At 68.3% G+C, this 19,315-nt stretch carries 18 protein-coding genes; 15 read left to right on the plus strand and 3 right to left on the minus strand.

Annotated features, from left to right (window positions below; genetic code table 11):
- From AC16DP_RS28835 to AC16DP_RS28860, 6 genes are all read left to right on the plus strand, one after another.
- Window positions 1–273 carry a ubiquitin-like small modifier protein 1 gene (locus AC16DP_RS28835; protein ID WP_329726432.1) on the plus strand — a complete coding sequence of 91 codons (273 nt, stop codon included), beginning with the start codon at window positions 1–3 and terminating at the stop codon, window positions 271–273.
- A gap of 4 nt (window positions 274–277) precedes the next feature.
- Window positions 278–889 carry a ThiF family adenylyltransferase gene (locus AC16DP_RS28840; RefSeq protein WP_329726433.1) on the plus strand — a complete coding sequence of 204 codons (612 nt, stop codon included), beginning with the start codon at window positions 278–280 and terminating at the stop codon, window positions 887–889.
- Window positions 890–902: 13 nt separating this feature from the next.
- On the plus strand, window positions 903–1,391 hold the full coding sequence (locus tag AC16DP_RS28845) for a M67 family metallopeptidase (RefSeq protein WP_329726434.1): 489 nt from the start codon (window positions 903–905) through the stop codon (window positions 1,389–1,391).
- A 163-nt stretch (window positions 1,392–1,554) separates the two neighbouring features.
- Entirely contained in the window at window positions 1,555–2,331 is a 777-nt protein-coding gene (gene cysC, locus AC16DP_RS28850) for an adenylyl-sulfate kinase (protein WP_329726435.1), read from the plus strand.
- Window positions 2,332–2,441: 110 nt separating this feature from the next.
- Window positions 2,442–3,323 carry an ATP-dependent sacrificial sulfur transferase LarE gene (larE, locus tag AC16DP_RS28855; protein ID WP_329726436.1) on the plus strand — a complete coding sequence of 294 codons (882 nt, stop codon included), beginning with the start codon at window positions 2,442–2,444 and terminating at the stop codon, window positions 3,321–3,323.
- A 333-nt stretch (window positions 3,324–3,656) separates the two neighbouring features.
- Complete coding sequence (locus tag AC16DP_RS28860) at window positions 3,657–3,821, plus strand: ribbon-helix-helix domain-containing protein (protein ID WP_073562486.1); 165 nt, start codon at window positions 3,657–3,659, stop codon at window positions 3,819–3,821.
- On the opposite strand, the gene AC16DP_RS28865 is transcribed toward AC16DP_RS28860, so the two are convergent.
- A complete protein-coding gene (locus tag AC16DP_RS28865; protein WP_329726437.1) occupies window positions 3,818–4,681 on the minus strand; it encodes a tRNA pseudouridine synthase A in 864 nt (287 codons plus the stop codon). The genes AC16DP_RS28860 and AC16DP_RS28865 overlap by 4 nt on opposite strands.
- Before the next feature lie 79 nt (window positions 4,682–4,760).
- Here AC16DP_RS28865 and AC16DP_RS28870 point away from each other — a divergent pair, with 79 nt between their 5' ends.
- The 4 genes from AC16DP_RS28870 to AC16DP_RS28885 all read left to right on the plus strand — a co-directional run bounded on the left by AC16DP_RS28870 (window position 4,761) and on the right by AC16DP_RS28885 (window position 8,439).
- Entirely contained in the window at window positions 4,761–5,723 is a 963-nt protein-coding gene (locus AC16DP_RS28870; protein WP_329726438.1) for an AgmX/PglI C-terminal domain-containing protein, read from the plus strand.
- A 68-nt stretch (window positions 5,724–5,791) separates the two neighbouring features.
- A complete protein-coding gene (locus AC16DP_RS28875) occupies window positions 5,792–6,424 on the plus strand; it encodes a hypothetical protein (protein ID WP_043395457.1) in 633 nt (210 codons plus the stop codon).
- 206 nt (window positions 6,425–6,630) lie between these two features.
- Window positions 6,631–7,908 (plus strand): ATP-dependent Clp protease ATP-binding subunit ClpX, encoded by a 1,278-nt coding sequence (gene clpX, locus AC16DP_RS28880; protein WP_204219198.1) that lies wholly within the window; start codon window positions 6,631–6,633, stop codon window positions 7,906–7,908.
- Between the two features lie 120 nt (window positions 7,909–8,028).
- Window positions 8,029–8,439: an endonuclease domain-containing protein gene (locus tag AC16DP_RS28885; protein WP_329726439.1), complete on the plus strand. Its 411-nt coding sequence runs from the start codon at window positions 8,029–8,031 to the stop codon at window positions 8,437–8,439.
- A gap of 33 nt (window positions 8,440–8,472) precedes the next feature.
- Here AC16DP_RS28885 and AC16DP_RS28890 read toward each other — a convergent pair whose 3' ends face one another.
- Window positions 8,473–9,987, minus strand: coding sequence for an Hsp70 family protein (locus tag AC16DP_RS28890; protein ID WP_329726440.1), 1,515 nt, complete (start codon window positions 9,985–9,987; stop codon window positions 8,473–8,475).
- A 61-nt stretch (window positions 9,988–10,048) separates the two neighbouring features.
- The gene (locus AC16DP_RS28895; RefSeq protein ID WP_329726441.1) at window positions 10,049–12,460 is read right to left on the minus strand and encodes a hypothetical protein; all 2,412 of its coding nucleotides are present in this window, start codon (window positions 12,458–12,460) and stop codon (window positions 10,049–10,051) included.
- A gap of 415 nt (window positions 12,461–12,875) precedes the next feature.
- On the opposite strand from AC16DP_RS28895, the gene AC16DP_RS28900 reads away from it, so the two are divergent.
- The 5 genes from AC16DP_RS28900 to nla6 all read left to right on the plus strand — a co-directional run bounded on the left by AC16DP_RS28900 (window position 12,876) and on the right by nla6 (window position 19,137).
- A complete protein-coding gene (locus AC16DP_RS28900; protein WP_329726442.1) occupies window positions 12,876–15,158 on the plus strand; it encodes a PrkA family serine protein kinase in 2,283 nt (760 codons plus the stop codon).
- Window positions 15,159–15,291: 133 nt separating this feature from the next.
- Window positions 15,292–16,176 carry a S1C family serine protease gene (locus AC16DP_RS28905; protein WP_329726443.1) on the plus strand — a complete coding sequence of 295 codons (885 nt, stop codon included), beginning with the start codon at window positions 15,292–15,294 and terminating at the stop codon, window positions 16,174–16,176.
- A 73-nt stretch (window positions 16,177–16,249) separates the two neighbouring features.
- Window positions 16,250–16,717: a deoxycytidylate deaminase gene (locus tag AC16DP_RS28910; protein WP_329726444.1), complete on the plus strand. Its 468-nt coding sequence runs from the start codon at window positions 16,250–16,252 to the stop codon at window positions 16,715–16,717.
- A gap of 239 nt (window positions 16,718–16,956) precedes the next feature.
- The gene (locus AC16DP_RS28915; protein WP_329726445.1) at window positions 16,957–17,637 is read left to right on the plus strand and encodes a histidine kinase dimerization/phospho-acceptor domain-containing protein; all 681 of its coding nucleotides are present in this window, start codon (window positions 16,957–16,959) and stop codon (window positions 17,635–17,637) included.
- A gap of 66 nt (window positions 17,638–17,703) precedes the next feature.
- Complete coding sequence (nla6, locus tag AC16DP_RS28920) at window positions 17,704–19,137, plus strand: enhancer binding protein Nla6 (RefSeq protein WP_329726446.1); 1,434 nt, start codon at window positions 17,704–17,706, stop codon at window positions 19,135–19,137.
- Window positions 19,138–19,315: the final 178 nt, after the last annotated feature.

Below are 19,315 nucleotides of genomic sequence, written 5' to 3' on the forward strand. Positions count from 1 at the left end.
ATGGCCACGATCCGGATTCCCACCACGATGCGGAGCCTCACGGGCAACAAGGGCGAGGTGCGCGTCGCGGGCGCCACGGTGGGCGAGGTGCTGAACAACCTGGAGAAGGCGCACCCGGGGATTGGCGCGCGGGTGTTCGACGACAAGGGCGCGGTGCGGCGCTACGTGAACGTGTTCCTCAACGACGAGGACATCCGCTTCCTGCAGGAGCTGTCCACGCCGGTGGCGGACGGGGACCGCATCACGCTCATTCCGGCGATCGCGGGAGGGTAGGGCGATGGCGCTGCGCGAGGAGCAGATCCTCCGCTACTCGAGGCAGATCCTCCTGCGCGAGGTGGGGGGGCGAGGGCAGGAGAAGCTGCTGGCGGGAGGCGTGCGGCTGAAGGCGGCGGATGTGGCGGGGCTCACGGCCGCGGCGTACGTGGCGGCCGGGGGCACGGCGGTGGAGCCAGGCCCCGAGCCCCTGCTGCCCGGTGCCGAGGGCTTCCTCGTGCGGGCGGACGAGGTGGGCCGGCCGGGTGCTGAGGTCCTCACGCGGGTGCTGCCGGACGTGAACGCGGACGCGCTGCCCGCGCGCGGGACGGGGCGGCTGGCCGAATTGCCCGCGGTATGGGACGGCGAGGGCCCCTGGGTGGCGCTGGGCGGTGATGGGACACGGGGCGTGGCCGTCTTCCGGGGCGCCTCGGGGTGTCCCGGATGCTTCGAGGCCACCACGGCCGGGCTGGGGGCTCCGCCCTCGGGAGCGCTCGGGGTGGGGCTGGGTGCCTTGGGCGCGCTGATCCTCCAGCGGCTGCTGCTCGGGATGGAGCCGGTGCTGGGCGCCCGCGGATGGGAGGCACCGGGCCTGCTGACGGACCTGCCGGTGCGGCGCTGTGGCCGGTGTGGCTGATCCAGGAGCCCGCGTGAGCCCCCCGCTGCCGGAAGACTTGTCGGACGTCATCCGACACCTGGCGTCCTGCTACCCGCGGGAGGGCTGTGGGGTGCTGCTACGGGCCGGGGAGTCGGGGCCCTGGCGGGTCCGCCCCCTGCGCAACGCCCAGGACGACCTCCACGCCCAGGATCCTGTGCGTTTTCCTCGCACCTCCCGGACGGCCTACGCGTTCGAGCCCCGCGAGTGGCTCGGCGTCCTCATGGAAGCGGAGGCCCGGGGCGAGCACGTGGCCTGTGTGTTCCACTCCCATGTGGACACAGGTGCGGAGTTCTCCGACGAGGACCGACGCCAGGCCGCTCCGGACGGAGCACCTCTGCTCCCGGGGGTTTCCTACCTCGTCATGGCTCTCCACTCCGCGTCCGTCAGGGATGTGAAAATTTTCTGGTGGGAGTGCGGATTTTTTCAAGGTCGTCCGCTTTTACTTGACTTCGAGACGGATCAACCCTTGGAAATCCCTTGAGAAGGCGGGCACTTGGCCGTCTGCCCCCCCTACCTGCGGAAAGGTGGGTGCGAATTGTCAAAGCACCGGATCTTCGTCTATAACGCCCCCGACTTTTGATCTGCCGCGCTCTTGGGGGGCACGGATGTAACCTCCTGGAGGCGCAGGGAGTTTGGGACCCGTTATGGCGCAGACGACTGGTTTTACCGTTTGGCTGACCGGCATGTCCGGGACCGGCAAGAGTACGATGGCTGCCTACATCGCGGCCCGGCTCAGGCAGGTGGATCGCAACGTGGAGATACTCGACGAGAACGAGCTCCGGGACGATCTCTGGCAGGGACTGGGAGACAGCAAGGACGAGCGCAACACCATCGTCCGCCGGCTGGGGTATGTGGCCGGGCTGCTCACCCGCAACAACGTGGCGGTGCTGGTGCCGTGCGTGAGCCCGTACAAGGCGGGGCGCGAGGACAACCGCCGGACGATCGGCCGTTACATCGAAGTGTACGTGGACTGCCCGACCGAGAAGCTGATCGAGCGCGACAGCACGGGCCGGTACAAGAAGGCGCTGAGTGGGGAGATCCCCAACTTCATCGGCATCACCGAGCCGTATGAGCCGCCGGCCTCGGCCGAGGTGGTGATCCACTCGGACGTGGAGAGCGTGGAGGACGGCGCGGGGAAGATCTTCCAGTCGCTGCTGGACCTCGGGTACGTGACGGTCGAGGAGCTGAAGATCATCACGGGCAAGAAGATGAAGGCGCAGCCGCCGACGAAGACGGAGGTGACGCGCGTGTCGTCGGCTCCGGCGAAGGCGGGCAAGGCGGCGCCGGCGGCCAAGGCGGCGGCTCCCGCGCCGAAGGCGGCGGCGGGCAAGGGCGCCAAGGCGCGTCCGGCGGCCCGGGCGGCCCGGGTGGCCAAGCCGGCGGCCAAGAAGGCGGCGGCTCCCAAGCGCAAGGCCCGCTAGCCGGGCGGCCCATCTCCCTCCTGGCGAGGGAGGGGCACGGGCCCGGGAGCATCGAGGACCCCCAGGTTGCGCGGGCAACCCGGGGGTTCTTCGTTTATAGAGGTGCCCCCATGCTGACCCCCGAGCGCATCCAGGCCCTGTGTGACTCCTCCCGCCCCAAGCTGGACGCGATGCGTGCCGCGTTGCGCGCGCACGGTTCGGCGCTGGTGGCGTTCTCGGGAGGGGTGGACTCCACGTTCGTGCTGAGGATCGCGGTGGAGGAGCTGGGGGAGCGGGCGCTGGCGCTGACGGCGCTGTCGGCCTCGGTGGCACCGGAGGAGGAGCGGGAGGCGCGGGAGCTGGCGGCGAAGCTGGGGGCGCGGCACGTGGTGGTGTCGAGCGACGAGCTGGCCAACCCGAGCTACGCGGCCAACCCGACGAACCGCTGCTACTTCTGCAAGACGGAGCTGTACGATCTCTGCGAGGCGAAGCGGAAGGAGCTGGGGCTGGAGGTGGTGCTGGACGGCTTCAACGCGGACGACTTCAAGGATCACCGGCCGGGGCACCAGGCGGCGAAGGAGCACGCGGTGCAGTCGCCGTTGGCGAAGGCGGGGCTGACGAAGGAGGAGATCCGGGCGTGGAGCCACGCGCTGGGGCTGCCCACGTGGGACAAGCCGCAGATGGCGTGCCTGGCGTCGCGGATTCCGTATGGCACGTCGGTGACGCGGGAGCGGCTGTTCCAGATCGCCGGGGCGGAGTCGGAGCTGCGCAAGCGGGGCTTCCGGCAGTTCCGGGTGCGCTACCACGACGAGATCGCGCGCATCGAGCTGGCGGCGGAGGAGTACGAGCGCTTCCTGTCGGCGGAGCTGCGGCGCGAGGTGGACAAGGCGCTGAAGGCGCTGGGGTTCAAGTTCGTGGCGTTGGACCTCGAGCCGTTCCGCTCGGGGCGGATGAACGAGGCGGCGGGCATCCAGAGGCCCGCGGACGCCCACCCGCTGCCCGTGGTGAGCTGAAACCTGATCCACCAGGTGATCCCGCGCTGATCCGGCCCTGATCCCCCATTGATCCGTCTGTTGATCCGTTCCTGATCCGCGGAAACCTCCCCTCGCCCCCCGGGAGAGGGACGGGGTGAGGGTATCTCGCACCCCGGCTTCCCCTCTGTGATCACAGGCCGGTATTTGGATCCGTGCGCGGATCGGATCTACAGCAGAGCGCGGCGTGCGCGGGAGCGCCCGTGATCGGCTTCTGATCCCGGGCGATCCCCACATGATCCAACGGGTACGGGGATTTTCTTGCGATCCGATGCGTCTGTGAGACTTTGTGCGCACCTGTAGGAGACAACGCACATGGACATGAATCCTCGCCTGACCTCGGTGGTGTTCCGTCTCAACCGCGAGAAGCTCGATGCACTGAAGGAGCTGTCGCGCTCGACGAGGATCCGCCAGAGCGAGTACCTGCGGGAGGCGATCTCGGATCTGCTGACGAAGTACGAGGATCGCCTGGTGGACTAGGCGGCGGCCGCGGAGTCCGAGTCAGCCGAGAGGGAGAAGGGAGGCGCCAGGGGGAGACCCGGGGCGCGGGCCCGCTCCTCGGCGGGGAACGGATCCACGGCGGGCGGGTAGAGCACCTCCCAGAGCAGGAGTCCCTGAGCCGGGGCCTTGAGGCCGGGGATGGAGGTGCCCCTGTCGAGTGCGGAGCGGAAGAGCTCCTCGGAGAGGACGCCGGCTGCGGTGAGCAGGGTGGAGCCCACGAGGTAGCGCACCTGGTAGCGCCCGAAACCATCACCCCGGAGCCGGGCCTCGAAGAGGCCGTTGCCGAGCTCGTGGAAGGTGGCGGACTCGAGGGTGCGGGGCTTGCACAGGCTGGAGTTCTCGTGGAAGGCGCGGAAGTCGCGGCAGCCCACGGCGGCGCCGAGCAACTCCGCGACGCGCTCGGGCTTCAGCGCACGGCCCTCCAGGAGGCGGGGCTCGGCGGAGGGCTCCATGACGAAGGGCCGCCAGGGCTCGGAAGGGGTGCCACCGAGCTGGATGCGGTAGCGGTACTCCTTGCCCACGGCGCTCCACTGGGCATGGAAGCCGTCGGGCGGACGCCGGGCGACACACAGGCCGAGATCCGGCGGGACATGGGGCGGGAGCCGCTCGGACAGCATCTCCGAGGTGTAGCAGGGAGGCAGCCGGACACTGACGACCTGCATGCGGGCGTGGACGCCGCGATCGGTGCGGCCGGCGCCCATGACGGGGTAGGGGACCCCGGCCTTGCGGAGCGAGGCCTCGAGGGTCTCCTGGACGGTGGGGCCTTCGGGCTGACGCTGGTAGCCACGGAAGTGGGTGCCGCGGTACCAGATCCACAGAGCGGCGGGGGTTCTTTTCACGGAGGGTAGGGGGGAGCGAGCGGGAGGGAGTGGAAGGGGCGTTGTGGTGTCCCGTGCGGCCTGGGATACTTCCCGGCCCATGTCGGCCGCACAAGACCTCCATGATCTCGAGCGTGAACAGCTCGATTCCCAATGGCTCTACCGCCAGGGAGACCTCGTCCTCGGTCCCCTGACTGGCCACCAACTGGTGGAGAAGCTGTACGCGGGCGCGGTGACCGGGAAGACGGAGGTGTCCGCCACCGGCCCGAGCGGCTTCCGCAAGCTCGAGGAGTTGGACGCCTTCAAGCTGCACGTGTCCAAGGCGGCGGCGAAGCAGCGCGTGGAGGCGGAGGCCCGGGCGTTGCGCGCGCGGCGGATGCGCCAGCGGCTGTTCGCGGCGGCCGTGGCGGCGGTGGTGCTCGGCGGGCTCGGGGCGGGGGCGTGGCAGATCGCCCGCTACTCGTCGGTGTACCTGCCGGGCGTCGAGCGGGACGAGCTCTCCATCGAGGTGTCCACGCCGGTCATCACCGTGGCGAAGCGCTCCAGGCCCGAGGAGCTGTTCGAGTACCCCGGCGAGCCGAAGCAGCAGACGGCGGAGCGGCCTCCCAGCAAGCCCACCGAGACGGCGCCGGAGAAGCCGGAGGCCACCAGACCGGACAGCAAGCCGGAGAAGGTGGCGTCGGCGGCGGTGTCGAAGCCGGATCGCCGTCCTCCGACGGGTGGGCGCCCGGCGGGCAAGGTGATCACGGACGCGGATGGCATGTCCACGGAGGTCAACTACGACCAGGCGGCCATCAACAAGGTGGTGAAGCAGAGCCAGAGCACGCTGTACCGGTGCTTCAAGGAGGAGGCCGAGCGCCGTCCGGGCTTCGCCGCCAAGGTGCCGCTCGAGTTCACCATCGGCAACGACGGCCGGGTGGCGCAGCTGTGGGTGGACCATCCACAGCTGAAGAAGGGCCCGCTCTTCGACTGCCTGCTGACCGAGATGAAGAAGTGGCCCTTCAAGCCCTACAAGGGGGAGCGGGCGACGGTGAACCTGGCGTTCACCATCGGTAAGAAATGAGGGGCGGATGTAGGATGTAGCAGGCTGGTTTTTTGCCCCCCCGGTTTTCCTGCCCGATACAGGTGGGCATGGTGACCGCCGCAGAAATCGACATCGAGAAGAAGGCCGCCTCCGTGCCCCCGGGCACCTTCCGCCACACCGTGCTGGTGGCGGCCAAGCGCTTCAAGTCCACCTGGGCCGAGCTGGGCAAGCTCCTGGTGCAGGTGCGGGACGAGAACCTGTGGGAGGCCTGGGGGTACAACTCCTTCGAGGCGTACGCCCTGAAGGAGCTGCACATCAAGAAGCAGACGGTGCTCAAGCTCACGCGCTCGTTCAGCTTCCTGGCCAAGCACGAGGCCCCCGAGGAGGTGTCCCAGCCGGACTTCCCCGAGAAGGCGCCCCCCTTCGAGGTCATCGAGGTCCTGGCGGACGCGGAGGAGCGTGGACAGCTCTCGCCGCAGGAGTATCGTTCACTGCGTGACAGTATCTGGAACGCGGAGAAGCCGGCCAACGAGCTGAAGAAGGAGTTCGTGGAGCGCTTCCCGAAGCCGCCCCCGGAGCCGCCCCCGGAGAGCCAGCAGGTGAGGAAGCTGGCGCAGATGGCGCGGAAGCTGGCCGCCGAGGTGTCCGGGTGTCGCCGGGTACCCCACGCCATCGCTGAGCGGGCGGGCACCCTGGCCGAGGACCTGGAGGAGCTCGCTTCGGGCGTGAATGACGCCTGAACGAGTGTTACTCAACGCTGACCTCGTCCGGCGGTGCACAGCCCGCCGGTCGACACATCCGAGATGGGCTTCCTGCGGATTCAACCGGAGCCTATATTTTGTCGGACGGCTGTTCGAGACGTGGGCAGCCAGGCAACTTGGGTGTGGTGAGGGTGGTCGGCTAGGTAGGCTCCGGGGAACCGGGGTCGGTGAACTCGGAGGCGGCAGTGAAGAAGGAGCACCACGTCAACCTGTCCTGCTCGTTCTGCGGCAAGTCGCAGCGCGAGGTCCGCAAACTCATCGCGGGCCCGACGGTCTACATCTGCGACGAGTGCATCAAGCTGTGTAACGACATCATCGCGGACGAGAACGAGCGCGAGGAAGGCAAGCCGCAGGTCAGCTTGCCGACGCCGATGGAGATCAAGGCGTTCCTCGACGATTACGTCATCGGTCAGGACCAGGCGAAGAAGGTCCTCTCCGTTGCCGTCTACAACCACTACAAGCGCATCTACCAGAAGAAGCCGGCGGCACGGCCTCGACCGGGGATGAAGCCCTCGGGTTCGGAGGATGTGGAGCTCAGCAAGAGCAACATCCTGCTGGTGGGCCCCACGGGCAGCGGCAAGACGCTGCTGGCGCAGTCGCTGGCGCGCTTCCTCAACGTGCCCTTCACCATCGCGGACGCCACCAGCCTCACCGAGGCCGGCTACGTGGGTGAGGACGTCGAGAACATCATCCAGAACCTGCTCCACAACGCGGATTACGACGTGGAGAAGGCGGCGCGGGGCATCGTCTACATCGACGAGATCGACAAGATCGCGCGCAAGGGTGACACGCCGAGCGCCACGCGCGACGTGGGCGGCGAGGGCGTGCAGCAGGCGCTCCTGAAGATCATCGAGGGCACGCGGGCGAATGTGACGCCGCGGGGTGGGAAGAAGTACAACCAGCAGGAGTACGTGCAGGTTGATACGACGAACATCCTGTTCATCTGCGGCGGCGCGTTCCACGGGATTGACGGAGTGATCAAGCGCCGTGTGGGCGAGAAGGGCCTGGGGTTCGGGGCGAAGATCACCCACCGGGAAGAGCGCAGCGTGGGCGAGCTGCTGGCGATGGTCGAGCCGGAGGATCTGATGAAGTTCGGGATGATTCCCGAGTTCATCGGCCGTCTGCCGGTGGTGGCGACGCTGAACGACCTGAAGGAAGAGGATCTGATCACGATCCTCACGCAGCCGAAGAACGCGCTGATCAAGCAGTACCAGAAGCTCTTCGAGATGGAGAAGGTGAAGCTGACCTTCACGAAGGAGGCGCTGAAGGCGATCGCGAAGGAAGCGATGCGGCGCAACTCCGGAGCGCGTGGCCTGCGAGCCATCCTCGAGGACGCGATGCTGGACATCATGTACGACGTCCCGTACCGGGATGGGGTGAAGGAGTGCAAGATCACCGAGACGGTGGTGACCAAGCACGAGCCGCCCCAGCTGGTGATGGAGAAGGAAAAGAAGTCGGCATAGCCGATGCTTCTCCCGGCGGAGAAGAGCCCCCGTTGCCCACCGAGGCACGGGGGTTTTTCATTTGGATGGGCTGGAGCCAATTTCCCCTCTCCCCTCGGGAGAGGGACGGGGTGAGGGTGCGTGTACAGATCGTCCCACGGTGAACTGGATCGACTCGGGTTGCTCACGCTGTGCCGGCGGCTCCGAGCGGACACCACGGATGCCGAGTCCCTGCTGTGGCGACTGCTGCGGGCACGTCGGCTGGTGGGAGTGAAGTTCCGGCGTCAGCACCAGTTCGGCCCGTACATCCTCGACTTCTATTCACACGAGGCGAAGCTGGTGCTCGAACTGGACGGGGATGACCATGCGCAGCCGGAACAGCGGGCCCGAGACGCGGAGCGCACGGCGTTCCTGGCGTCTCACGGGCTGACGGTGCTGCGGTTCTCGAATCGGGAGGTGCTGCAGGAGACGGAGGCCGTGCTCACACGGATCTGGAACCAGATGAGCACGCACCCTCACCCCGTCCCTCTCCCGGAGGGCGAGGGGAAATAGGCGCGGAGGGAACACAGGCGCGCCAGAACCCGATCAGCTCACCCGCACCGTGGTCTTCATCTCGCGGCCGGTGGCGGGATCCCTGGCGCGCATGGTGAGGATGCCTTCCACGTTCACGTCGAAGGTGATCTCCACCTGCACCGTGCCCGCCCGCGCCGGGCGGATCCCTGAGAAGGTGAACTCTCCCAGCATGTCGTTCTTCGCGACCATCTCGTGATCGCCCTGGAAGATGCGCATGGCCAGCTCGGTCTGGTTGTCCATGCTCGTGGTGGCCACCACCTGCTTGGCGTTCGGAATCGGCGCGTTGCGTGGGAACACCGTGTGGAACGCCCCGCCCGCGCGCTCCAGGCCGATCGCCATCGGAATCACATCGAGCAGCTGCAGCTTCATGCTCGAGTTGTCCTCCAGCGACTTGGCGTACAGCGCCGCGCCCACGGCCACGGCCTCGTCCGGGTGGACGCCCTTGCTCGGCGTCTTGCCGAAGAACTTCGTCAGCCGGTCCTGCACGATGGGCATGCGCGTCTGCCCACCCACCAGCAGCACCTCGTCGATGTCCTTGGTGCTCAGCCCCGAGTCCACCAGCACCCGCGCCACCATCTGGAGCGTGCGATCCACCAGGTGGTTCGTCAGCTTCTCCAGCATCTTGCGCGTGAACTTCATCTCGATGTTCAGCGGCTGGCCCTGCGCCGTCATCGTGATGAAGGGGATGTTGAACTGCACGTCATCGCGCGCCGACAGATCGATCTTCGTGCGCTCGGCGAGGTCCTTGATGCGCTGCATGGCCACCGGATCCGTGGCCAGATCAATGCCCGTCTTCGACGCGAAGTCCGTCAGCACATGGTGGATGATGGCGTTGTCGAAGTCGATGCCGCCGAGGAACACATCACCGCCGGTGGCCTTCACCTCGAAGACGCGATCGCGGATCTCGATGATCGACACGTCGAAGGTGCCGCCGCCCAGGTCGTAGACGAGCACCTTCTTGTTCACGCCCTTGCCGGCGCCGTAGGCCAGGGCCGCGGCGGTGGGCTCGTTGATGATGCGCACCACCTCGAGGTCGATGAGCTTGCCCGCCTCCTTCACCGTCTGGCGCTGCCGGTCGTTGAAGTAGGCCGGCACCGTGACGACCGCGCGCTTGATGGGCGTCTTGAGGTAGTTGGCGGCGACGTCACGGATCTTGTTGAGGATCTTGGCGCTGATCTCCTGGAGGGAGAACTCCTTCTTGCCCACGTCCAGGACGACGTCGTTCTTCTTGCCGGGGCGCACCGAGTACGCCACGACCTTCTTCATCGCGTCGACGATGTCGCTCTTGTAGGTGCGGCCGACGAGGCGCTTGGAGCCGTAGATGGTGTTCTTCGGGTTGAGCTGCCACTGGCGCTTGGCCTCGTAGCCGATCAACTCGTTGCCCTTGTCGTCGATCGCGAAGATGGAGGGGATGGTGTACTCGCCGCCCTTGTAGGGGATGAGCTTCACGTTCCCACCGTCCTCGACGATCGCGGCGCACGAGTTGGTCGTGCCGAGGTCGATGCCGATGATGGGATCCTTGTGCATCTCGCGTGAACTCCGAAGAAAAGGGGGGCTCGGCTTATCAACTCGCGAGGTTAGTGCAACTTCACGGTGCTCGCGAGCGGGAGTAGGCGTCCAGCACGACGGGAAGCTGGAGCAGATTCGCCCCCGGAGCATCCAGGAGACCCTCGGCCGACACCCCCGCGGCCAGGCGCAGTGCCGTCACCTCCAGGGACACCCCGCTCTCCGCCGCGGGATCCGCACCGGCCCCGGCGGGCGAGTCCGGCACCTGGAGGGCTCCTCCGCCCGCGACCAGCGCGAAGAACACCACGTGCCGCCCCTGGGCGCCGGTGAGCGTCACCCGGGCGAGCCCCGCGCCCGCTCCGGCCAGGGCATTCCAGCTCGTCGCCGAGGGGGTGAGGGTGCGGCTCGCGGGGGTGTAGGCGGCGGTGGGCACGGGCAGGAAGGCGGGCACGGAGACGCGGGTGGGGAGCGACGCCGCGCGGACGATGCTCCCGCTGACGGAGGCCCCCGAGGTAGCGGACGTCGCGAACACCCACACTCCGGGTGAGCCCGCCTCCGCCCCGCCGTACGGGGCACCACTGCGCAGCAGTACCGGCGGGACGGGCCGGGTCCCATCCGGCTGGGCCGCTCCGGCCGTCTGGGAGGCGAGCCCCACGGGCATGAGCCCCGCCTCGGAGGACATCTCCACGGCGGCGACCACGGCCGTGTCGAACCCGGAGGGCAGGTGGGGGATCACCACCTCCGTGCGGCGGAGCTGCTCGCGGCGGGGGCGGTGGGTGAGGCCGGTGAAGCGGCTGTAGGCCGGGAGATCCTCGCTGCCCGTGCAGCGCGTGGTGTCCGAGCACAGACCATCCCCATCGAGATCCGTGTCGTCCGGCGCGTAGGACAGGTGGGTGATGGGGGTGAAGGCCTGGAGGGCGTAGTCCATCGCGCCGGTGTAGGCGAGCAGGTCCGTGGCGCGGAGGTTCGTGGCCCGGGAGAGCGGCAGCTTGCCGGCGAAGGCCACCGCGGTGCGTCGTCCGGCCTGTCCCAGTCCGTACGAGCGCGCCTTGAGCTCCGTGTTCCCCGCCAGCCCGAGGGACGCGTACGCCACCACGCTACCGGGAACGGGGACGCGCTGGGTGAGGCCGGGGAGGGGAACGAGGAAGGTCTCCCCGAAGAGGTTGGAGAGGTCCACCGCCGTCGGATCCCCGGCGGACAGCACCGAGACACCGAGCGAGAGCTCGCCGGAGGAATGCACCTCGTTGAAGCTGATGCCCGCGTTGAAGCCGGCGGCGCCATGGACGGGGTTCTCCCCGAGCGGCAACAGCACGTCGCGCGCGGGCGTGGCGACCACGGAGACGCGGTCATACCGGGGGCGCCCGTCCGCTCGCAGCTCGCCCGAGGCGGCGGAGAAGCTGGCGGTGGCGCCCGTGAAACCAGGGAAGAGGGCCACGCCGGCCGCATCCGTCGTCACCGTGACGGGAGCGGGGCAGGGACCGGAAGCGGGAGGCGCGTCACAGCCGAGCACCTCGGCCCCAGCGAGCGGGCGCCGGGAGGCCGCGTCCACCACGATGAGCCGCCGGCCGCTCTCCAGGACGGGCAGCACGGTGAGGGTGGCCTCCTGGGGAGACACCGCCGCGCCCACGGGCCTGGCCTGCACGCGCACCGTTCCAGCGGACACGGCCGTCACCAGGCCCGAGGACGACACCGTCACCGCGCTGCTCGGCGAGCCGCTCGCGTCCACCGCGGAGAAGCTGCCCGTCGAGAGCGGGAAGCTGGCACCGTCCAGTGTGAAGGCCACCAGCGAGAGCTGTGCGGTATCCCCCACCACGAGCGTGAGCACGCGGGGGCTCAGGGCGATGGAGACGATATTGGCCACCGGGGGCGGGGAGCGGCAGGTGCCATCCGTGCAGGCCTGGCCCGAGGCACAGTCCGCATGTCCCCGGCAGCCGCCCGGAACGCACCGGCTCGCCACACAGGTGAAGCCCGGGGCGCACTCACTGCCGTCCGTGCACACGGAGCCCGGCTGGCAGTGCGAGTCCCGGCAGTACGCGGCGCCGGAGCAGTCCGTGTCCAACAGGCAGCGCGGCAGCTCCTGGCAGATCTTCGTCGCGCAGTCGAAGCCCGGGGGACAGGTGGACGAAGTAAACGCCCGGCACTCGGTGTTGGGGCCACATTCCGCGGTGGAGCCACAGGCCTGGTACTCGAGGCAGCGGCCCGCGGTGGCGCTGGTGCAGTACTGGCCCGAGGGGCAGTCGGCCTGAGTGGTGCATCCGGCACGGGCACACGTCCCGGCCTCGCAGATGAAGCCCGCGCCGCAGAGCTGATCATTCAGGCACTGGCGCAGACAGTCGCCCGCCCGGCAGACGTACAGCAGCGAGGCCACGCGCGGATCCACCCCGGGAGCACAATCCGTGGCCTGGACGCAGGGGGCCTGACACACGCCCTGGACCACCTCGCAGCGCTGTCCGGCCGGGCAGTCGGCGGCCGAGGTACACGCGGCGGCCGTCACACACCGGCCCTCCCGGCAGGACTGGTTGGCGGCACAGGCCGCGTCCGAGCCACACTGGCAACGGCCCTCCGTGCAGGCGAAGCCCTCGGCGCAGTCCGTGGCCTGGGTGCACTCGGGACGGGGAGCGCACGAGCCCCCCGCGCAGACCTGCCGGCTGCCACATTCGGTGTCGTCAAGGCAGATCGGACCACAACCGCCCAGGCGGCACCGGCCGGCGGGACAATCCGAGTCCGTGTCGCACGGCGTCGTCGAGGTAGGTGAGCAGGCGGAGAGCACTGCCAACAACACAACGGAAAGAACAGCCCTGGACATCCCGCTCTCCGAGGGGAAAGTTCCCGGGGGTTCCGCGCGACATGGCGGCGACCGTCCGGTGTGGTTAGTGGGTTCCTGAACTACAGCACAGAGGAGTCATCCCGTGGAAGCCAAGCGATACCTGCAGGAAGTGGGCGCCCAGGTGTCCGACGACTTCGTGAAGAACCGCTCCATCCTGTCCTTCGAGGAGTACGTCACGCTCTTCATGAGCGACCCACGGGGACAGTCGCGCAATGCCGCCCAATACCTGCGCGACGTGATGGACCATTACGGCACGGAGACGGTGTCGCACCCCACGGGGAAGATCCGCCGCTTCAAGGTCTTCGACGTGCCCGCCAGCGACCGGGATGGCCGGGTCGGTGTCGCAGGCCAGGAGGAGGTGCAGAACGCCATCTACCGGCTGCTCGGCAACTTCACGCGCGCCGGCCGCATCAACAAGCTGATCATGCTGCACGGCCCCAACGGCAGCGCGAAGTCCACGCTCGTCAACGCGCTCAAGGCCGGCATGGAGGACTACTCGCGCCAGCCCCAGGGGGCCCTCTACCGCATCAGCTGGATCTTCCCCTCGGAGAAGCTCGTCAAGGGCTCCATCGGCTTCGGCGGTGAGCAGCGCGCGGCGGCCACGGCCGCGGCGGCGGCCGCGGGTGGAGACCTGTCCACCTACGCGCATCTGGACGCCGAGTCCATCGACGTACGCATCCCCTGCGAGCTGCGCGACCACCCGCTCTTCGTCGTCCCGCCCTCCGAGCGCCAGCGCCTGCTCGAGGGCGCGCTGAAGAAGAAGGGCCTGGGCAACGGAGACGGGCAGGGTGACAGCGACTTCGTGCTTTCCGACTACATGGTGCACGGGGAGCTGTGCCACAAGTGTCGCAGCATCTACACGGCGCTGCTGGCCAACTACAAGGGCGACTACCTCCAGGTGCTGCGCCACGTGCGCGTCGAGCGCTTCTACATCTCGCGCCGCTACCAGGTGGGCACGGTGACGGTGGAGCCGCAGATGAGCGTGGACGCCATGTACCAGCAGGTGACGGCGGACCGCACGCAGCTCAACGTCCCGCCCGCGCTCCACAACGTGGCCCTCTTCGAGCCCCACGGCCCGCTGGTGCACGCCAACCGGGGCCTCATCGAGTACTCGGATCTGCTCAAGCGCCCGCTGGAGGCCTTCAAGTACCTGCTGGGCTTCAGCGAGACGTCCCAGGTGCCCCTGGAGCACTTCGTGTTGCAGCTCGACGAGGTGCTCATCGCCTCGTCCAACGAGAAGCACCTGGGCGCCTTCAAGGAGCTGCCGGACTTCGCCTCCTTCAAGGGCCGCATCGAGCTGGTGCGCGTGCCCTACCTGCGCCGCTTCAAGCAGGAGCAGCAGGTCTACGACGCTCAAATCACTCCGACCACCGTGGGCAAGCACGTGGCCCCGCACGCCACCGAGGTGGCCGCCATGTGGGCCGTGCTCACGCGCCTCAAGAAGCCGATTCCCGATCGCTACCCGCCCGAGGTGAAGGAGCTGGTGGATCAGGTGACGCCGGTGGAGAAGATGCACCTGTACGAGGAGGGCGTGGTGCCGGACAGGCTCAGCCTCTCGCACGGCAAGGAGCTGCGCAAGCTGCGCACGGACATGTACGAGGAGTCCGACGCCTACCCCAACTACGAGGGCCGCAGCGGCGGCAGCGCCCGGGAGATCAAGACGGCGCTCTTCAACGCCGCGCAGAACCCCGACTACAAGTGCCTCAACGCGCTGGCGGTGCTCGAGGAGCTCGAGGCCATCTGCAAGGACAAGAGCGTCTACGAGTTCCTCCTGCAGGAGGTGGTGGACGGCTACCACGACCACGAGGAGTTCGTGCGCGCGGTGGAGGCCGAGTACCTCGACCGGGTGGACGAGGAGGTGCGCGAGTCCATGGGGCTCGTCTCCGAGGGCCAGTACCGCGAGCTGGTGGAGCGCTACGTCTACAACGTGAGCCACTGGGTGAAGAACGAGAAGGTCCGCAACCGCATCACCGGTTCCATGGAGCGTCCGGACGAGCAGCGCATGGCGGAACTGGAAGCCATCGTCATGCCGAGGGGCGAGGATCCGGGCGAGTACCGCCGCGGGCTCATCTCGCAGATCGGCGCGCACAAGCTGGACAATCCGGAGGCGGAGATGGACTACCCGCGCATCTTCCCGGACATGTTCCGCCGCCTGCGCGACCACTACTTCGAGGAGCGCAAGCGCGTGCTGCGCCGCAACAAGGAGAACGTCCTCAAGTACCTCTCCGAGGAGCGCGGCAGCCTGTCCTCGCGCGAGCAGGCCCAGGTGGAGAGCACCCTCAAGACAATGCACGAGCGCTACGGCTACTGCGAGCACTGCGCCAAGGACGCCATCCTCTTCCTCATGAAGAAGCGCTACGGCTGATGCTCGGAAGCAGCCGGGGGAGCGGGCGCCCGGCCGCCGCGATGCTTCCAGAAATCGCGTGACAGCGGGGATGATGGGGACTCTTTAAAGGTTGAGGGGTTTTGTTCCCTCCACCTCCCTGCTCGGAGCGTCGATGAACCGTTTCTCCCTGGGCCTGCCCGCCCTCTTCGCCGTGCTCTCCTGCGCCGCCGCCCCGACTCCCCCGCTCCCCCAGATGGCGGGCACGGGCGGGGCGGGTGGCTCGCCGGTGGTGATGAATCAGGTGGGCGCCTTGACTCCCCGGCCCACGCGCAAGGAGCAGGTGAAGCGGATCCTCCCCCACAACGTCCGGCTCTCCATCCTCGAGGACGGCAAGGCCCGGCGCACCGCCTCGGGCGTGATCATCGGCAACGAGCAGACGCCCGAGGGGCTCGTCAGCTACGTCATCACCAACGCGCACGCGGTGGAGATGGACGATCTGAAGAACCCGCACCTCGTCGCCATCGTGGACGATCGCGCCAACTCCACCGAGTACACGGCGCACGTGGTGGCCACGGGCGTGGTGCCGGACATGGACCTGGCGCTGCTCAAGGTGCCGGGCCTGTCGCTGCGGCCCGCGCGGCTCGCCACGGACTCGGAGCTGGAGCTGGGCGATGACGTGGTGGTGGCCGCCTCGCCCTTCGGCCGGGCCCTGTCGCTCTCCGGCGGCATGGTGTCCCAGGTGGAGTGGGACAAGGAGAGCAAGACGCCGCGCATGGTGAAGACGGACGCGGCCATCGGCTATGGCGCTTCCGGCGGCGGCATCTTCAGCCTCGAGTCCGGCAAGCTGCTCGCCATCGTCGAGGGCTACCGCACCGCCAAGGTGGGCTTCGCCGTGGCCGAGCAGAACTTCAGCTTCGACGTCCCCATGCCCGGCGAGACCTTCGCCGCCCCCAGCGCCAAGGTGCGCCTCTTCCTCCAGCAGAAGGGCTTTGGCCGGTTGCTCGCCGACAACGCGGCGGGCTCGGGTACAGGCGGCTCGCAGACGGCCAGCCGCTGAGCCTCGCGCCTCCGGCCGGAAATTCGACTGCGGGCCCCACCACGGTACATCCGCCGGAGGAGGGGAGGCTCGCATGGGCAACGACCGGAGCTCGTGGGATCAGTACTTCATGGACATCGCGCGTCAGGTGGCCAGCCGCGCCACCTGCGATCGCAAGCACGTGGGGGCGCTCCTGGTGCGCGACAGGACCATCCTCTCCACCGGCTACAACGGCTCCATCCGTGGCCTGCCCCACTGCAGCGACGTGGGCCATATGATGGAAAACGGACACTGTGTGGCCACCGTCCACGCCGAGGCCAACGCCATCATCCAGGCGGCCAAGAATGGCGTTCGCATCGACAGCGAGCGGGACAAGCCCACCACGCTCTACACCACCGCCAGCCCGTGCTGGCCGTGCTTCAAGCTGATCGCGAACGCGGGCGTGCAGCGCATCGTCTACGGCGAGTTCTACCGTGATCCGCGCATCTTCGAGTACGCGGGCCGGCTGAACATCGAACTCGTGGGGCCGGGCCCCGCGGAGCAGCAGCCGAGCGGGCGCTGATCATTCCCCGCACACTGTTGGCCGGTACACGAACGGAGCGTGGACTCGAACTCCAGTACGAGTGAAGCGTCTTGTTCGGGACATCCAGACAGCCGAGTGGCCGACGGTTCGTTGTGGGAATTCCTCGCAGCCAGCAAGAATTACCGCCCCAGGGTTGACGGTACTTGGGCGGCTCCCTAAATCCTCGCAGCGACAGGGCGGCGGGAATGAAGGGCGCCGGTCAATCTCTAGGAGCTTTCGTGATTACCTCCACGGCTGCGAGCAGCAGTGCGCCCTCGGTGCGCGAAGGGGCGGACCCGGTGGTGGATGCCGCACGGTACGGTGCGGTGCCCTCGCTGATGGACAGCCTCTTGCATGATGTGCGCAACCCCTTGAATGCACTCTCCATCCACTTGGAGGTGCTGTCCGAGAAGTTGAAGGGGGAGACGGGCCAGGTCCCGCCCTCGCAGGAGAAGAACCTCAAGGCCATGCGCGATCAGATCCAGCGCGTGGATGGGATTCTCCGGCGCTTCGCCGAGTTCATCGTGAACCGCCCGGGTGCGCCCGGTGACGCGGACCTGTCGGAGACGGTGACGCGCGCCCTGGAGGTGTTGGCGCACGAGAGCCGCAAGCGGCGCCTCCAGGTGCGGCAGAACATCTCCACCGGGGTGCGGGCGCGGCTGTCGGACACCGGCGAGCTGGGCTTCCTGGTGGTGCAGGCGCTGATGAGGGCCTATGGCCGCTCGGAGCAGGGCGCGGACGTCCTGGTGGCGGTGCGCACCGAGGAGTCCCGGGCCGTGCTCGAGGTGGTGGATGCCACGTCTTCCCCCGCGGAGACCGCCCCGGAGGCGGCCGCCGCCCTGGAGCTGCGGTGTGCGCAGCTCGGCGTGGAGCTGCAGCTTCGCGCGGGGACGTGCCGGCTTTCCTTCCCGCTCGTCTGATCCAGACCGGGCGGTCGCGGCAACCTTTCCTTTACACGAGTTGTTCTGATGTCTGGAGGTACTCACGTGGGCAGCGCGCGAATTCTGGCCGTGGACGACGAGCGCGATACGTGCGAGGCGCTGGCGGAGATGTTGACCGCCTGGGGCCACAAGGTCGAGACCGCGTTCGACGCACACGACGCTCTGCGCAAGGCGGGCGAGTTCCGCCCGGACGTGGTCCTGTCCGACCTGGCCATGCCGGAAACCGACGGTCTCGGCTTGTTGCGCGCCCTGCGCGATGAGCTGCCGGACTGCCCGGTGGTGCTCCTCACCGGCCATGGCACCATCACCGCCGCGGTGGAGGCCATCCGCGAGGGTGCCTATGACTTCATCGTCAAGCCGCTCGACACCGCGCGGCTGAAGGTCTGCATCGACCGGGCGCTGGAGAAGAAGGAGACCATGCGCGAGGTGCAGGGCCTGCGCCGGCGCCTCAAGCAGCTCGGCTCCTCGGACTTCATCGGCCAGTCGGCGAACATGCGCAAGGTGTTCGAGCTGATCGAAAAGGTGGCCCCCTCCAAGGCGAGCGTGGCCATCTCCGGCGAGTCCGGTACGGGCAAGGAGGTGGTGGCGCGCTCCATCCACAACCTGTCCCAGCGCCGCGACAAGCCCTTCGTCGCCATCAACTGCGCCTCCATCCCCGCCACCCTGATCGAGTCCGAAATCTTCGGCCACGAGAAGGGCGCCTTCACGGGCGCGGATCAGCGCCGGCCCGGCGTCTTCGAGCTGGCCCACGGCGGCACGCTCTTCCTGGACGAGCTCGGTGAGATTCCCATCGAGCTGCAGGCCAAGCTGCTGCGCGTGCTCGAGGAAGGGAAGCTGCGGCGGCTGGGCGGCAAGGTGGAGCTCGAGGTGGACGTGCGTGTGCTGTGCGCCACCAACCGCGATCTCAAGAAGGAGATCGAGGCCAAGCGCTTCCGCGAGGATCTCTACTTCCGCCTCAACGTCTTCCAGATCCAGCTGCCGCCCCTGCGCGAGCGCCGCGACGACGTGCCCATCCTGGTGCAGCACTTCGTGGAGAAGTTCCGCGGGGACTCGGCCAAGCGCGTGACGGGCGTGCACCCGGACGCCATGGAGACGCTCAAGAACCACGAGTGGCCGGGCAACATCCGCGAGCTGCGCAACGCCGTGGAGCGCGCCGTCATCCTCTGCGACGGCGAGCTCATCATGCGCGAGCACCTGCCTCCCGACATGGCGGGCAAGAGCCCGGAGCGCCACACCTTCCGCCTGCCCTACGGCCTGTCGCTCGACGCGGTGGAGCGCGAGTACATCCTCGGCAGCCTCCAGCGCAACGGGAACAACAAGGCCCGGACGGCCGAGGTGCTCGGGGTGAGCGAGAAGACGCTCTACAACAAGCTCAACCGGTACGCGGCCGAGGCCCGTCAGCAGGGCGGCAAGGAGCAGGGCAACACCCTGTCCGGCCATGGCGGCCCGTCGCTGGGCAGCACTCCGGAAATCCGCTGATCGCCGTCCCACCGCCGCCTACCTACTCCGGCGGAACCCGGCCCGGAGCCGACCTTTGCGGTTGGCCTGGGCTGCACTCCCGGTCCACGTCCAGAGACCGGGAGAGCGGGCGCCAGGGCGCATGTTCCGTATGAGAACGAGGCCTGACGCGGTGCGCGAAGCACAGGGTGGGATACCC

This window comes from Archangium sp. (assembly GCF_057119385.1).

What these genes read in the sequence shown, in the direction of transcription:
- AC16DP_RS28835 (WP_329726432.1), top strand. Translation starts at nt 1, where the DNA reads ATGGCCACGATCCGGATTCCCACCACGATGCGGAGCCTCACGGGCAAC.
- AC16DP_RS28840 (WP_329726433.1), top strand. Translation starts at nt 278, where the DNA reads ATGGCGCTGCGCGAGGAGCAGATCCTCCGCTACTCGAGGCAGATCCTC.
- cysC (WP_329726435.1), top strand. Translation starts at nt 1,555, where the DNA reads ATGGCGCAGACGACTGGTTTTACCGTTTGGCTGACCGGCATGTCCGGG.
- larE (WP_329726436.1), top strand. Translation starts at nt 2,442, where the DNA reads ATGCTGACCCCCGAGCGCATCCAGGCCCTGTGTGACTCCTCCCGCCCC.
- AC16DP_RS28860 (WP_073562486.1), top strand. Translation starts at nt 3,657, where the DNA reads ATGGACATGAATCCTCGCCTGACCTCGGTGGTGTTCCGTCTCAACCGC.
- AC16DP_RS28870 (WP_329726438.1), top strand. Translation starts at nt 4,761, where the DNA reads ATGTCGGCCGCACAAGACCTCCATGATCTCGAGCGTGAACAGCTCGAT.
- AC16DP_RS28875 (WP_043395457.1), top strand. Translation starts at nt 5,792, where the DNA reads ATGGTGACCGCCGCAGAAATCGACATCGAGAAGAAGGCCGCCTCCGTG.
- AC16DP_RS28890 (WP_329726440.1), bottom strand. Translation starts at nt 9,987, where the DNA reads ATGCACAAGGATCCCATCATCGGCATCGACCTCGGCACGACCAACTCG.
- AC16DP_RS28905 (WP_329726443.1), top strand. Translation starts at nt 15,292, where the DNA reads ATGAACCGTTTCTCCCTGGGCCTGCCCGCCCTCTTCGCCGTGCTCTCC.
- AC16DP_RS28910 (WP_329726444.1), top strand. Translation starts at nt 16,250, where the DNA reads ATGGGCAACGACCGGAGCTCGTGGGATCAGTACTTCATGGACATCGCG.